This is a genomic window from Psychrobacter sp. I-STPA10 (assembly GCF_021012795.1).
GTDB lineage: Bacteria > Pseudomonadota > Gammaproteobacteria > Pseudomonadales > Moraxellaceae > Psychrobacter.
The window spans coordinates 1-14,308 of record NZ_VFYU01000025.1 but is presented as its reverse complement, the minus strand read 5'-3'; the positions used below and the strand labels follow the sequence as shown (position 1 = coordinate 14,308).

Sequence of the window (14,308 nt, the reverse complement as noted above, 5' to 3'; positions counted from 1 at the left end):
TTATTCATAAACAAGCTAAGTTATGATAACCAGATTACTATAAATCAGTGTGTTAGCAATATACCCTGAAAATAGTAATCTGGTTTTTTTATGTATATCAAGCAAAAATAGAATGAAAATAGTTTTTTCACAGATGAATAAGGACAATCTATGAGCAATACAGACGGACAAAATAAACAACGCTTAGAAACACTATCTATTCATGCTGGTTATAGTGTTGAGCCAACCACCAAAGCGGTGGCAGTGCCCATTTATCACACCAGTTCTTATGCCTTTGATGATACGCAACATGGGGCAGATTTGTTTGACCTTAAAGTACAAGGCAATATTTATACTCGCATCATGAACCCAACCAATGCGGTATTAGAAGAGCGAGTTGCTGCACTTGAAGGTGGTGTGGGTGCATTGGCAGTGGCATCGGGCATGGCTGCTATTACTTATGCGGTGCAGACCATCTGCGAAGCAGGTGATAATATCGTTGCGGTATCCACTTTATATGGCGGTACATATAACTTCTTTGCACACACCCTGCCTCGTCAAGGCATCGAGGTACGTTTTTTTGACCATAAAAACCCCGAAGCAATTCGTGATTTAATCGATGATAAGACCAAAATAGTTTATGCCGAGAGTATCGGTAATCCACTGGGTAATATTGTCGATATTGCGGCATTGGCAGATATTGCGCATCAATATGGTGTGCCTGTGGTGATTGATAATACCGTGGCGACACCTGCTTTGTGCCGACCATTTGAACATGGTGCGGATATTGTGGTGCATTCACTGACTAAATATATGAGCGGAACGGGAACATCTATTGGCGGTGCGATTGTGGACAGTGGCAAGTTTGCGTGGGGAGATTATCCTGAGCGTTTCCCGCTACTCAATGAGCCTGATGCCAGCTATCATGGGGTTAATTTTGTCAAAGACGTGGGTGAGGCTGCTTATATTGCGCGCGCGCGTGTGGCACCACTACGTAATACAGGTGCAGCATTAAGCCCACTCAATGCCTTTAGTATTTTACAAGGTATGCAGACCCTAAGTTTGCGTATGCAGCGTCACGTTGAAAACGCACAGGCGGTAGCAGAATATCTGCAAGGGCATGATAAAGTAGCATGGGTAAAATATGCAGGGCTGCCCAATCACCCTGAGCATGAATTGGCACAAAAGTATATGCAAGGTACACCATCTGCCATTTTGACTTTTGGAGTGAAAGGGGGGCGTGAAGCAGGCGCACGCTTTATTGATGCGCTACAACTCATTACCCGTCTGGTGAATATTGGTGATGCCAAATCATTGGCATGTCACCCTGCCACCACTACCCATCGCCAGTTAAATGGTCAAGAGCTTGAGCAAGCAGGAGTGAGTGAAGACATGGTACGCTTATCAATTGGTATCGAGCATATTGATGACATCAAAGCAGATTTGGCGCAGGCATTGGCACAAGCATAGCGCTTTAATTTGTTGAAAATCTTGCTTACCATATTGTTAACAACAATTGATAACAACTATTGACAACAAAAAGCCGCATAGCAATTTACTATGCGGCTTTTTATTGGCAAATCATAGACCATGTGATATTTAAACTGTCATTAATTAGCCAATCAAGACATTGGTTTCAGGATAGCGAATACGAGTCGATTTTGGCATCGCAATCAAATAAGCCAAAGTCAACGGGCCCACACGTCCTGCAAACATCATAAACATAATAATGGCTTCACCTGCATCGCTTAGATTTCCTGTCAGACCTCGTGACAATCCAACCGTACTTAAAGCAGAAACCACTTCAAATAATACATCTTCTAAGGGGTGTCTTGCTTCAATCACAGATAAAATAAACACACTTAAAAAAATCAGCATCAGAGTAATACTCACCAGAGCCAGTGATTTGCGTACTTGCCGCTCAGGGATACTCCGCTCAAATACAGTTACATGGTCACGCTGACGTAAAAATGAAAAAGTAGTGAGAATTAATACTGCAAAAGTGCCCAGTTTAATACCACTGGCTGTTGATAGTGAGCCACCACCGACAAACATCAAAAACATGGTAAGTAGGGTACTGGCATCGGTCAACTGGTCAATGGCAATGGTATTAAATCCTGCAGTACGTGGAGTGATGGCTTGAAACCAAGCGGCAGTGGCTTGATCTATTAAGTTTAAATTGCCTAACGTTGCAGGATTATGACGCTCTAATAGCCAAAATAACGCAAAAGCAATGAGGTTGATTATCACAGTAGCAGATAAGACCAACTTAGTATTAACGCTAATTTTGTGCCAACTGCGATGCTCCAGCATGTCCTTAATGACCAAAAACCCAAGTCCACCAATAATAATCAGGGCGGTAATAATCAAGTTAATCTGTTGATTGCCCACATAGGGGGTTAGGCTATCGCTACTTAGGGCAAATCCTGCGTTATTAAAGGCTGAGATGGTATAAAAAAATCCATGATACAGGGCTTCACCCCATGGCATGTGTGGTGAAAAAGACAGTGTCAGTAATATCATACCGACTATCTCAACACTTAAAGCAATACCAATGACTGATTTGGCAGTGCTAATAATATCGCCAAAACTGGTTTCTGCCAACGCTTCACGAGCAATGATTTGACTGGTCATATTCAAACGACGTTGCAGGCTAAAAAATGCCAATACAGCAAAGGTCATAAAACCCAAGCCGCCAAGCTGAATTAATATGGCAATGACCACCTGCCCAAGCCGAGTAAATGAGGCAGTATCTACCACTGCAAGCCCTGTTACCGTTACTGCCGAAGTGGCTGTAAATGCCGCTTCTAACCAAGAGATATTGGTGGGATTACAGATGGGCAGCATTAATAAAATACTGCCAACAATAATTAGCCCCAAAAAGCCAAAAGCTAGAATAAATGGGGGTGATAATAAGATGCGTGAGTTCACTGCTGGCTACCGCAAGTCTGATGAATGAGGAGGGATAAAGGTGCGCGCCAAGCGTTTTAGCTCTGGTAAACTGCCACTAAATACCAAGCTATCTGGATGTTGTACTGTCCAGTTATCATCAAATGTATGAATCACTTTACCTTGACGAACGATAAGTAATAAGGAAGTTGAGGGATAGGTATTACGGATTTTGGCAATGCTTTGTGGTGTCCAGCCAGCAGGAATATCAATACGTACCAGATACTCATCATTATTACCTAATGACAGGTATTGTTTCATCATCGGGTAGTTCATTGCTTGGGCAATACGGATACCCATATCTTGCTCAGGGTGAATGATGTTTTGTACCCCAAGACTTGCCAAAATATCATGATGAGCATCAGTTTTGGCTTTTACCCAGAGGTTATGTACAGGTAGATGAATCAGATTTAAAGTACACAGCAAGCTGGCTTCTAAATTATCACCAATACATACCATGACGCCATCTAGTTGCGCAAAGTTCAGCTCTTTGAGCGTTTCTTTGTCAGTGGCATCAGCGATGACGGCATGGCTTAATGTATCACTGACTTTATTGACTTCCTTTTCATCAAGGTCAATGCCTAATACTTCATTGCCTTGACGCTGCAATTCAAAGGCGCAAGCACGTCCAAAGACGCCTAATCCTATAACAGCAAACTGCATATTGACTCCTTGTGAATATATTCAATACCCGATGAGATAGAGAATAAAATGATTGTGAATTATGCTACCAATACTCGCCGAGCGATGTCTTGGTATTCATTTGCCGCTAAACGTGGGCCTATCTGACAAACCACTTGACTGGCAACTTCACCCGCCAATTTTGCACACTCAGGCAAAGAATATTGCTGAGTGATCGCATACATAAATGCACCTGCATAGTTATCACCTGCGCCATTGGTGTCGACGACATCATTGACATGAGGAGTAGGCTCTTCAATAATTTCAACTTTATCACCCTCACGTTTACAAATCACCACGCCATGAGCACCATTGGTTACCACAGCAATACGACACCATTCTGTCAAAGCCCGAGCCGCTGCTTTGTGTTGTTTTTTATCAGTAAACAGTTGCGCTTCTTCAAGGTTACAAAAAATCATGGCGACCCCATTACCCAGCATATTTTGTAGCCCTGTTTTGGCAAACTTTATTACCGCAGGGTCAGCAAAGCTTACCGCAATTTGCACATCATGAATACCTGCCTGTTGACGTAGCTTGGTCATGGCAGATTGAATGCTATCAGACATTGCTAGATAGCCTTCTAAATATAACCAGTCACTTTGTGTTAACGCCTCAAAATTGACATTTTGTTCGTCAATTTCACTTGATGTACCCAAGTACGTTTGCATGGTACGCTCGCCATCAGGAGTGACACAGACCACACATGAGCCAGTGACACCACCAGTTGCTATAGATTGTTCTGAGGTAACAACGCCTGCTTGATGTAAATTTTGTAGATAAAACTTACCCTGTTCATCATCACCCACACGGCAAGCATAAAATGGCTTACCACTCAAACTAGCTAAAGCATACATCGTATTAGCAGCTGAACCACCACCTGCTTGCTTACAAGAGGAAATATCTGCATTGGATAACTGGCGCAAAAGTTGTTGTTGTTGTTCTAATGAGGCTAAGGTCATGTTGCTTTTTTCGAGCCCAGTTTTAATTAATATCTCCTCAGAAATAAGATATTCGTGATCTACTAAAGCATTACCAACCGCCATGACATCATACATATACATCTCCAGTTTATTTATTATTGTTTATTGCTATTTTTTTGCTCTTGGTGAGCCAAGTTTTACCACCAAACAATCACAATGAATGTTTGGCAAAATGCCATCAACCGTCGCACCATTGATCCAAGCAGAAATGCCATGACGTTCATGGCGCCCAATAACCAGCAAATCTACTTCATGTTTAGCACAGTAGTGTACGATACCCTCGCTGCTTGAGATGGCAGTACTAACATCAGCATGGGTTGCATTGATGCCACTACGCTCTAGCATATCTGCAAGCTGTTGTTGCGCATTATTACAGCGATCTTGATTGACATTTTCATACAATGCAGAGGCAGGCACCATTTCATAGCCAAAACCCACCATTGTGTCTTTGACAATATGTAGCACAGATAATTTAGCGTTATGGTTTTGGGCAATTTGTTTGGCTTTTTGTGCCACTCTATCAGCATCTGGGCGCAAATCTGTGACTAATAGTATGTGTTGATATTTCATGATAGCTCCTACATTAAAAGCAATACAAATGAAAAATAAAATCTGCTGTCGCTGCCTTATGATGATATACCCTTTATAAGTAGTCGTCTATGCTAAGGCATGATTTAATGGCTCATTTTTAAGACTTTATTTATTAGGATTTATCATAACTAATCGGTTGTGACGATCATAGTATAGCAATCAGCAATTTATATTTTATATTGATTGACAAGTTTTTTTAATTGAGAGTAAACTTAATATTTAACTACTTTTATTGAGACTGTCGCTGTCATGATTTGGCTAAAAATGCTTATTGGTGCATTGGTCGTTTTGGTGATTCAACTATTTGCCCAAAGTCGCTTTTTTTATCTGGCTGCCTTAGCACCACTTTTTCCTACTTTTACCTTAATCAGTCATTTTATAGTTGGCACACAGCGTAGTGCGGCAGACTTAAGAGTAGCATTATTATTTAGTATCTTAGGGGTCATACCCCATCTTATATATACATTCATTGTATTTTTTAGTATCAATTATATTGGACTATATAAAGCATTGGCAGTGGGCTGCGTGGGTTGGTTAATGGCAGCAGCCATACTGGTACTGGCATGGCAGCATTGGCAGGCAGTCGCTTAATATTCTATTTAATTACTTCACTCTCAACTTTATTTTCTAAAATCATATATGCTCCATTCTAAATCCCTCCCTTGAAGTAAGGAACTGGCATTTAATACTGACTATTGCCCTAATTCTGTAAGATAGCTAATAGATTACCCACTTTATCCCAACATTCTTGATATTCACTATTGGCATTTGATGCCACAGTAATGCCACCACCGGCCCAAAGTGTGACTTGTCTATGCGTTGTAGTAGATTCGTCCCTATTATTTTTTAATGAAGACTGTAACGTACGTATCAATACATTAAATTGTCCTGTACCATCAAAATTCATAAATCCTAAGCTACCACAGTATGCGCCTCTGCTATGTTGATGTGAGCAGGCTTCTAGCTCATCAATAATTTCAACAGCCCGTTTTTTGGGCGTGCCAGTGATTGAGCCTGCTGGCAAGCTAGCAAATAAAGCAGTTAATGGGTGTACTGTGGGTTTTAGCTCAGCTTTAATGGTGCTCACCAAATGATGCACATTACTAAAGCTTTCTAATGCAAACAGATGTGGAACACGTACACTGCCCGTTGTGGCATATTTTCCTAAGTCATTACGTAGTAAATCAACAATCATCACATTTTCGGCACAATCTTTTTCAGAGGCAGCCAGGGTTTGTTTGTTGGCTTCATCTTGTTGTTGGCTTTCTCCTCTGGGAATGGTGCCTTTAATGGGTTTTGCGGTCATTGTTATTGCTGAGTGAGTAGCATAAGTAGATTCAAAACGTAAAAAAAGCTCAGGGGAGCAGCTTAATAGTTCAAAGCTTGGTAGTGTTGTGTCACTGAGTTTATTATTGGTATTATTTGATTGCTTTAACGCAGTGGAGTTAACAGCAAAATAGCCAGCATAAGGTGCATGGGTTTGGGTATATAGATTGGGGAGATATTCAATTAGTGTCTGACTATATAACAAATTACCTATCCACGGCTGGGTTAAATTGATTTGATAGCAGTCACCAGCATACAAGTAGTTTTGGGTGCGCTCAAAAGCGTGTTGATAATCAGCTTGTGACCATAAAGGTTGCATGATTAATGAGGGTGGGATAGAAAATAACTCGGTTATGTTTGTTCTTGATTCTTTGAGATGATGATTGAGTTTTGTATCTAATTGAGTAAGGCACTCATATAGTTTTATAAAATGTGCATTTTCTACTTTTGTATGTGCCGCGTCACTATCAGCCGTTTTATGATAGATTAATTGCCAACCAACAATATCATTATGACTGTCATTGTTATTTTTTATACCTGTGGTGGAGGCTTGTAGTGGTTGCAGAAACATATCGTAATGTCCAAAAAATGCACAAGGTTGTTGCTCAAGATGAATATTTGCATTAGGACTTAAATTTTGTGCACTGATATCATAGCCAATAAACCCCATCAACCCATGATGATAGCGTAAAGGCTTATCAACATCGCTTATATCCTCTTGATACTGATTCATATATGCAATCAACTCATCACACCATGCAGATAAACTCAGAGCATAGGACTCAACGTTTGGTTTTTTCTGAGTATTTGTGTGTGCTGATGTTTGTCGCTCAGTTTTAATAATTTGATAGTGAGGTTGTACTTCATTAATGTTGAGTCGATTATTAGTTAGATGACTATTTGGATAGACACACCATGAGACCTTAGGCAAAATCCCAATAATGGGTCGCGTCTTATTTTGTAACCAGCACACACCCCACTCAGCGGTATTATCGTGCTCAGATAGATGGGTGATGAGTAAGGGGAGTAAGTAATGTGCAGGCAAATTTTGTAGTTGAAAAAACGCCGTTTGTTGATTAGGTTTTGTGCTCATGGTTTGTCTTAGCATGATATAAATTAAAAGTGTGATTTGAAGTGAGACGATGGTGAATTATATATTTATGCTTGTGTTAATCAATTGTTAGTCAATACAATTTATGATTGATAACTATGATTGATAAAATTTATTTACCAAACTAAAAAGGCAGATAACAATGTTTGAACTGACATAAAGCGGGCAGTTTAGCTAAAATAGAAACCATAAAAAATAGCAATGCAGTAAAAATTTTCTATATAAATGGACGGAATGGTATATGAAAAGTAATAGTACGATAAAAAAAGGACTCAATAGTGCAGGACAATTAACTCGTGATGCTTTAGAACACGTGGGTTCTCTATTAGACAGTATGAACGCCAAAACCATGAAGACCAGCAAATACCAAGCGGTGGATTTGGCTGATATTAACAAAAACCCAAGTAAAGAGGATTTATTTCGCCAAAGTACGGTCAAAGCATCACAAGAGTTAATCGGTCAGCGTTTCTCTCGTTATGGTAAATATGCCAAAAAAGTCGTACCTAACAGCATGGTACAAAAAGCGATGGACAGTGCTTTTATGCAAATTGCTAAATTAGCATCAGCATGGAGCCAGATGGACTTACCCGACTCACATCGTTTTGCTGGTATTAGTCAGCTTGATGAACAGCAGCGTAAAGCCTTGGCTACGGATATTGCAAATCAAAACCGTGCCTTAGCTGCTTTAGGCGGAGTTTCAGGTTTGGCAGGTTTGGCAGGTATGCTTGCTGATAGTTTATGGTTGTTATTGGTATCGCTACGCACCATTTATCAGATTGCTGCGGTTTACGACCAGCCGTTAACGGGTAATCAAGGCATCAAAATGGCGTACGATATATTATCACATGCTGATTTAAGCAAAATGCAAGAAAAACAAACTCTATTAGCAGGATTGGGTGTTGCCAAAGGATTGCTTGATAATGCTGATCATGAAGGTTTGCGTAGAGAGTTTACTAATATGGGTACTGCAAATAGTAATATTAGCTACTATATGCAACAAGTAGATAATGTGGTTGAGCATTTTGATCTTGATAATATCAATTTGAGTTGGTTAACCAAAATTTTACCTGTAAGTTCAATGATAATTGGCATTTATTACAATAATGATTTAATTGATGAAGTGATTGGCGTAGCACAAGCGACTTTTGGTCCTGAGCCTAAGTTTGCAAAAAAATTACTTACCAACCATAGCCCACAAAAAAATAGTACCCAAACTAGTGAGCATACTAAGGGCAGTGAAGTAGTAAATAATACCAATACAGCTAACACTCATTCTCATACAGACATAGAAGAATCTGATGATTCTGATAAAAAAGAAGCCTAAATATTTTTATAAGCCATAGCAGTATGGCAGTGGTTAGTTTATCTAAAACTAAAAATAGCCACCTCAAAAAGTCAGTAAAAATCTATGCTAACAGCTGATTACATATAGGTTGAACTTAATTGTAATTAGCTGTATAATATAGTGTCTTAAAAATGGGTAAGTTTATTGTTATATTCGCATTTTGAGTGTAACAGAGCTTAATTCCCCATTTTTTTGTTTTTTAATAAACGGGAGAAGGATGCCTTATGGCAACAACTAACCAATTGATTCGTAAGGGTCGCAAAACAATCAAGGAAAAATCAAAAGTTCCTGCATTGCAAGCGTGCCCACAACGCCGTGGTGTGTGTACTCGTGTATATACTACTACACCAAAAAAACCTAACTCAGCCATGCGTAAAGTATGCCGTGTTCGCTTAACTTCAGGTTATGAAGTATCAAGCTATATCGGTGGTGAAGGTCATAACTTACAAGAGCACAGCGTGGTACTTATCCGCGGTGGTCGTGTAAAAGACTTGCCAGGTGTGCGTTATCATACTGTACGTGGTGCACTTGACTGTGCAGGCGTAAAAGATCGTAAACAAGGTCGTTCTAAATATGGTGCGAAAAAACCAAAAGCATAAGCTCATGCTTTTGATGTGTAGTACGCCATATAATACATAGTGTGCTACAGCATAAAATTAGTACGAACGAAAATTAAAAATTAATGATGCATGGGTTTGGTGTCGATACATACCACCATGCAGTAAGGCTGGCTGATAGTAAACACTTATCTATAATGATCGCTATGGCACTGATTCAGTCGTGTTTAATAGTATAGAAAGTAATAATAGAAGCTATGAATGCCAGACAACCCTGAAGACAAGGAAATTTATTATGCCAAGACGTCGTGTCGTCGCTGCCCGTGAGATCCTACCTGATCCTAAGTTTGGCAGTAAAACCATCGCAAAATTCATCAACCATGTTATGCTTGATGGTAAAAAATCAACTGCAGAACGTATTGTATATGGTGCGCTAGAGCAAGTTAGCGAAAAACGCAACATCGAAGATCCTGTTGAGTTTTTTGAAGAAGTACTAGAAAAAGTTCGCCCAATGGTAGAAGTAAAAGCTCGCCGTGTTGGTGGTGCAACTTATCAAGTACCTATGGAAGTACGCCCCTCCCGTCGTACCGCCCTAGCCATGCGTTGGCTTGCTGAAGCGGCTGCTAAGCGTTCAGAAAAATCAATGGCACTTCGCCTAGCTGGTGAATTGTCTGATGCTTTTGAAGGTAAAGGCGCAGCCATGAAAAAACGTGATGAAGTTCACCGTATGGCAGATGCAAACAAAGCATTCTCTCATTATCGTTTCTAATTGATAGAAATTGATAAAAACGTGTATCAAGAGAAAAAATAGGTGTTATTAGCGGTGTTTTGCTTATAACACCTAAGTAAGAATAATTTAAATAATTGTCTTAATGGCAGTCTTAAAGACTGCCAGATAAGTTTGGACTCTGTAACAAACTTAGGGTTACCAATAAAGAAAGACAGAGCAATTTATATTTTATATAAAGTGATAAATACTAAATTATAGTGAATAAAGCAGTTGATAAATTGTAAGATAATCGGTATTAATATTGATTTTTTGATAGTATGATACTAGATAATACTAGAAATTATTAAACAACTCTAAAAGTGAGTGGTTAATAAAACTGTCATAAGAAGAGATTAAAATAACTATTTTCACTCATTTGTTTTAGTTTTATCCATCAATACCCCAAAGTTTTACAGTAAAAGATACTCAATAAAAAAATTCCATTAGGAAATTATTATGGCTCGTACAACTCCCTTAAATCGGTACCGTAACATTGGTATCTCAGCGCATATTGATGCTGGTAAGACCACCACCACCGAGCGTATTTTGTTCTATACAGGTATCAGTCACAAGATTGGTGAAGTTCATGATGGCGCAGCTACTATGGACTGGATGGAGCAAGAGCAAGAGCGTGGTATTACCATTACATCAGCAGCGACAACTTGCTTCTGGTCAGGTATGGCACAGCAGTTTGATGAACATCGTATCAACATCATTGACACCCCAGGTCACGTTGACTTTACCATTGAAGTAGAGCGTTCAATGCGTGTACTTGATGGTGCGTGCATGGTTTATTGTGCTGTTGGTGGTGTTCAGCCTCAGTCTGAAACAGTATGGCGCCAGGCAAATAAATATAAAGTACCTCGTCTGGCATTTGTTAACAAAATGGACCGTGTTGGTGCAGACTTTTATCGTGTTATTGACCAAATCAAAAGTCGTCTAGGTGGTCAACCTGTGCCATTGGTTATTCCAATTGGTAAAGAAGAAGACTTTGAAGGTGTGGTTGACTTAATCACCATGAAAGCCATCTATTGGGATACTGAATCTCAAGGCATGAAATTTGAAGAGCGTGAAATTCCTGCTGAATTACAAGATAAAGCAGAAGAATACCGTGAGCAACTACTTGAGACTGCTGCTGAAGCGTCTGAAGAACTAATGAATGAATACCTAGAAAATGGTGAATTGTCAGAAGCACAAATTCATCAGGCTATTCGTCAGCGTACTATTGACAACGAAATCATTCCAATGCTTTGTGGTACTGCCTTTAAAAACAAAGGTGTACAAAAAATGTTGGATGCAGTGATTCAGTATCTACCAGCACCACAAGATGTTCCTGCAATTAAAGGTGTGCTAGACGACAAAGCAGAAACTGAAGCCACTCGTGAAGCCTCAGACGAACAGCCATTTGCTGCATTGGCGTTCAAAATCATGAACGATAAATATGTCGGTAACTTAACCTTCGTACGTGTTTACTCTGGTGTGATTAAACAGGGTGAAAGTATTTATAACCCTGTGAAAATGAAGCGTGAGCGTGTGGGTCGTATCGTACAGATGCATGCAAACTCACAAGAAGAGTTAGATGAAATTCGTGCTGGTGATATTGCTGCTCTAGTGGGTATGAAAGATGTAACCACTGGTGATACATTATGTGATGAAAGCAACATCATCACCCTTGAGCGTATGGAATTCCCTGATCCTGTGATCAGCCTTGCAGTTGAACCAAAAACCAAAGCTGACCAAGAAAAAATGTCAGTTGCTTTGGGTCGCCTAGCAAAAGAAGATCCTTCATTCCGTGTGCATACAGATGAAGAATCTGGTCAGACCATCATCAGTGGTATGGGTGAGCTTCACTTAGAGATTCTTGTTGACCGTATGAAACGTGAATTTAAAGTAGAAGCTAATATCGGTCAGCCACAAGTTGCTTACCGTGAAACGATCCGCCAAGAAGTTGAGCAAGAAGGTAAATTTGTTCGTCAGACTGGTGGTCGTGGTAAATTCGGTCATGTTTGGTTACGTCTTGAGCCACTTGATCCAGCAGGCGATGTTGAATACGAATTTGAAGAAAAAATCGTCGGTGGTGTGGTACCAAAAGAATACCACTCAGCGGTTGATAAAGGTATTCAAGAGCGTATGCAAAATGGTGTCTTGGCAGGTTATCCTGTGGTTGGTGTTAAAGCGACATTATATGATGGTTCATACCATGACGTTGACTCTGATGAGCTATCATTTAAAATGGCAGGTTCGATTGCCTTCAAAAAAGGCTTTATGAATGCTAACCCAGCATTACTTGAACCAGTGATGAAGGTTGAAGTTGAAACACCTGAAGATTATATGGGTGATATCATGGGTGACTTAAACCGTCGCCGTGGTATGGTACAAGGTATGGACGATTTACCTGGTGGTACCAAACAAATCCGTGCTGAAGTACCTTTAGCAGAGATGTTTGGTTATGCCACTCAGCTTCGCTCTATGTCACAAGGTCGTGCAACTTATTCTATGGAATTTGCCAAATACGCAGAGACACCTAAATCAGTTGCAGATGCCATTATTTCTAAATTTAATGGTAAAGATGACGACGAATAGAACAAAGTGAAAAGCAAGATGATGTGATATTAAATAGAATATCACATCATCAATAACTGATAAAAAATGGGTTTTATTATTAGTGAGTAACATTTAAGTAAACAGATAATACGCTGTTTACTTAAAACAGAACATCTGCTATATAAAAGCACTTGTTAATGAGACCCATTTTCTTATATTATCTGTCAGATTGCTTTTGCAACAGCACTATATCTAGATAAGGTTTATTTTTTAGACTTTTGTTTTAATAAATTTTAATGTGGTTAAATATTTGTTAGCTAATCAATAGCGACAGTAGGTAACCCTGATACATAAAAGAGGAAATATCATGGCAAAGGCCAAGTTTGAACGTAACAAGCCGCACGTTAACGTAGGTACTATTGGACACGTTGACCACGGAAAAACAACCCTAACAGCAGCAATTGCAACCGTAGCAGCAAAAACTTCAGGCGGTGAAGCTAAAGACTACGCGTCAATTGACTCAGCACCAGAAGAAAAAGCACGTGGTATTACCATTAACACCAGTCACATCGAATATGACACTGAAGCACGTCACTACGCTCACGTAGACTGTCCCGGTCACGCTGACTATGTTAAAAACATGATTACTGGTGCAGCACAGATGGATGGCGCTATTTTAGTTGTATCAGCAACAGACGGACCAATGCCACAAACCCGTGAACACATCCTACTATCACGTCAGGTAGGTGTACCATACATCATGGTATTCATGAACAAATGTGACATGGTAGATGACGAAGAACTACTAGAACTAGTAGAAATGGAAGTACGTGAATTGTTATCAGACTACGACTTTCCAGGTGATGACACCCCAATCATCAAAGGTTCAGCCCTAGAAGCCTTAAACGGTGGCGAAGGTCCTTATGGTGAGCCAGCAGTATTAGAACTACTAAACACTTTAGACACCTACATTCCAGAGCCAGAGCGTGACATCGACAAGCCATTCTTGATGCCTATCGAAGACGTATTCTCAATCTCAGGACGTGGTACCGTAGTAACAGGACGTGTTGAATCAGGTATCGTAAAAGTTGGTGACGAAATTGAAATCGTTGGTATTAAACCAACCAGCAAAACAACCTGTACTGGTGTAGAGATGTTCCGCAAACTGCTAGACGAAGGTCGTGCAGGTGAGAACTGTGGCGTATTGTTACGTGGTACAAAGCGTGAAGACGTACAACGTGGACAAGTATTGGCTAAGCCTGGCTCAATCACTCCACATACCAAATTTGACGCAGAAGTATACGTACTAAGCAAAGAAGAAGGTGGACGTCACACCCCATTCTTAAATGGATATCGTCCACAGTTTTACTTCCGTACTACTGACGTAACTGGTGCCATCAGCCTACAAGAAGGTACAGAGATGGTTATGCCTGGTGATAACGTAGAGATGAGCGTAGAGCTAATCCACCCAATCGC

The 14,308-nt window shown here is 40.1% G+C and carries 12 protein-coding genes; 7 read left to right on the top strand and 5 right to left on the bottom strand.

The features are described from left to right. Positions 1-150 precede the first annotated feature (150 nt). A complete protein-coding gene (locus FHK89_RS11890) occupies positions 151-1,449 on the top strand; it encodes an O-acetylhomoserine aminocarboxypropyltransferase/cysteine synthase family protein (RefSeq protein ID WP_230657846.1) in 1,299 nt (432 codons plus the stop codon). Between the two features lie 144 nt (positions 1,450-1,593). Here the strand turns inward: FHK89_RS11890 and FHK89_RS11885 are convergent, their stop codons facing one another. From FHK89_RS11885 to FHK89_RS11870, 4 genes are read right to left on the bottom strand one after another with little or no spacing between them, the layout of a single operon-like run. Beyond that, a complete protein-coding gene (locus tag FHK89_RS11885; protein WP_230657849.1) occupies positions 1,594-2,910 on the bottom strand; it encodes a TrkH family potassium uptake protein in 1,317 nt (438 codons plus the stop codon). A gap of 6 nt (positions 2,911-2,916) precedes the next feature. Beyond that, the gene (locus FHK89_RS11880; RefSeq protein WP_230657852.1) at positions 2,917-3,591 is read right to left on the bottom strand and encodes a potassium channel family protein; all 675 of its coding nucleotides are present in this window, start codon (positions 3,589-3,591) and stop codon (positions 2,917-2,919) included. A gap of 59 nt (positions 3,592-3,650) precedes the next feature. Further along, positions 3,651-4,664: an adenosine kinase gene (locus FHK89_RS11875; protein WP_230657855.1), complete on the bottom strand. Its 1,014-nt coding sequence runs from the start codon at positions 4,662-4,664 to the stop codon at positions 3,651-3,653. A 33-nt stretch (positions 4,665-4,697) separates the two neighbouring features. Then, complete coding sequence (locus tag FHK89_RS11870) at positions 4,698-5,159, bottom strand: universal stress protein (protein ID WP_230657858.1); 462 nt, start codon at positions 5,157-5,159, stop codon at positions 4,698-4,700. 270 nt (positions 5,160-5,429) lie between these two features. On the opposite strand from FHK89_RS11870, the gene FHK89_RS11865 reads away from it, so the two are divergent. Further along, positions 5,430-5,771 carry a GlpM family protein gene (locus tag FHK89_RS11865; RefSeq protein WP_230657861.1) on the top strand — a complete coding sequence of 114 codons (342 nt, stop codon included), beginning with the start codon at positions 5,430-5,432 and terminating at the stop codon, positions 5,769-5,771. Between the two features lie 109 nt (positions 5,772-5,880). On the opposite strand, the gene FHK89_RS11860 is transcribed toward FHK89_RS11865, so the two are convergent. Further along, positions 5,881-7,599: an anthranilate synthase component I family protein gene (locus FHK89_RS11860; protein ID WP_230657864.1), complete on the bottom strand. Its 1,719-nt coding sequence runs from the start codon at positions 7,597-7,599 to the stop codon at positions 5,881-5,883. Positions 7,600-7,858: 259 nt separating this feature from the next. Between FHK89_RS11860 and FHK89_RS11855 the strand changes: the two genes are divergently transcribed. The 5 genes from FHK89_RS11855 to tuf form a co-directional block, all read left to right on the top strand. After that, on the top strand, positions 7,859-8,941 hold the full coding sequence (locus FHK89_RS11855) for an EcsC family protein (protein WP_230657865.1): 1,083 nt from the start codon (positions 7,859-7,861) through the stop codon (positions 8,939-8,941). Positions 8,942-9,186: 245 nt separating this feature from the next. Further along, positions 9,187-9,561, top strand: coding sequence for a 30S ribosomal protein S12 (rpsL, locus tag FHK89_RS11850; protein ID WP_025646352.1), 375 nt, complete (start codon positions 9,187-9,189; stop codon positions 9,559-9,561). Between the two features lie 253 nt (positions 9,562-9,814). Then, on the top strand, positions 9,815-10,288 hold the full coding sequence (gene rpsG / locus FHK89_RS11845) for a 30S ribosomal protein S7 (protein ID WP_230657868.1): 474 nt from the start codon (positions 9,815-9,817) through the stop codon (positions 10,286-10,288). A gap of 456 nt (positions 10,289-10,744) precedes the next feature. Next, a complete protein-coding gene (gene fusA, locus FHK89_RS11840) occupies positions 10,745-12,871 on the top strand; it encodes an elongation factor G (RefSeq protein WP_230657872.1) in 2,127 nt (708 codons plus the stop codon). A gap of 328 nt (positions 12,872-13,199) precedes the next feature. After that, positions 13,200-14,308, top strand: a 1,109-nt coding sequence (tuf, locus tag FHK89_RS11835; protein ID WP_230660672.1) for an elongation factor Tu, incomplete at its 3' end; no start/stop codon positions are given.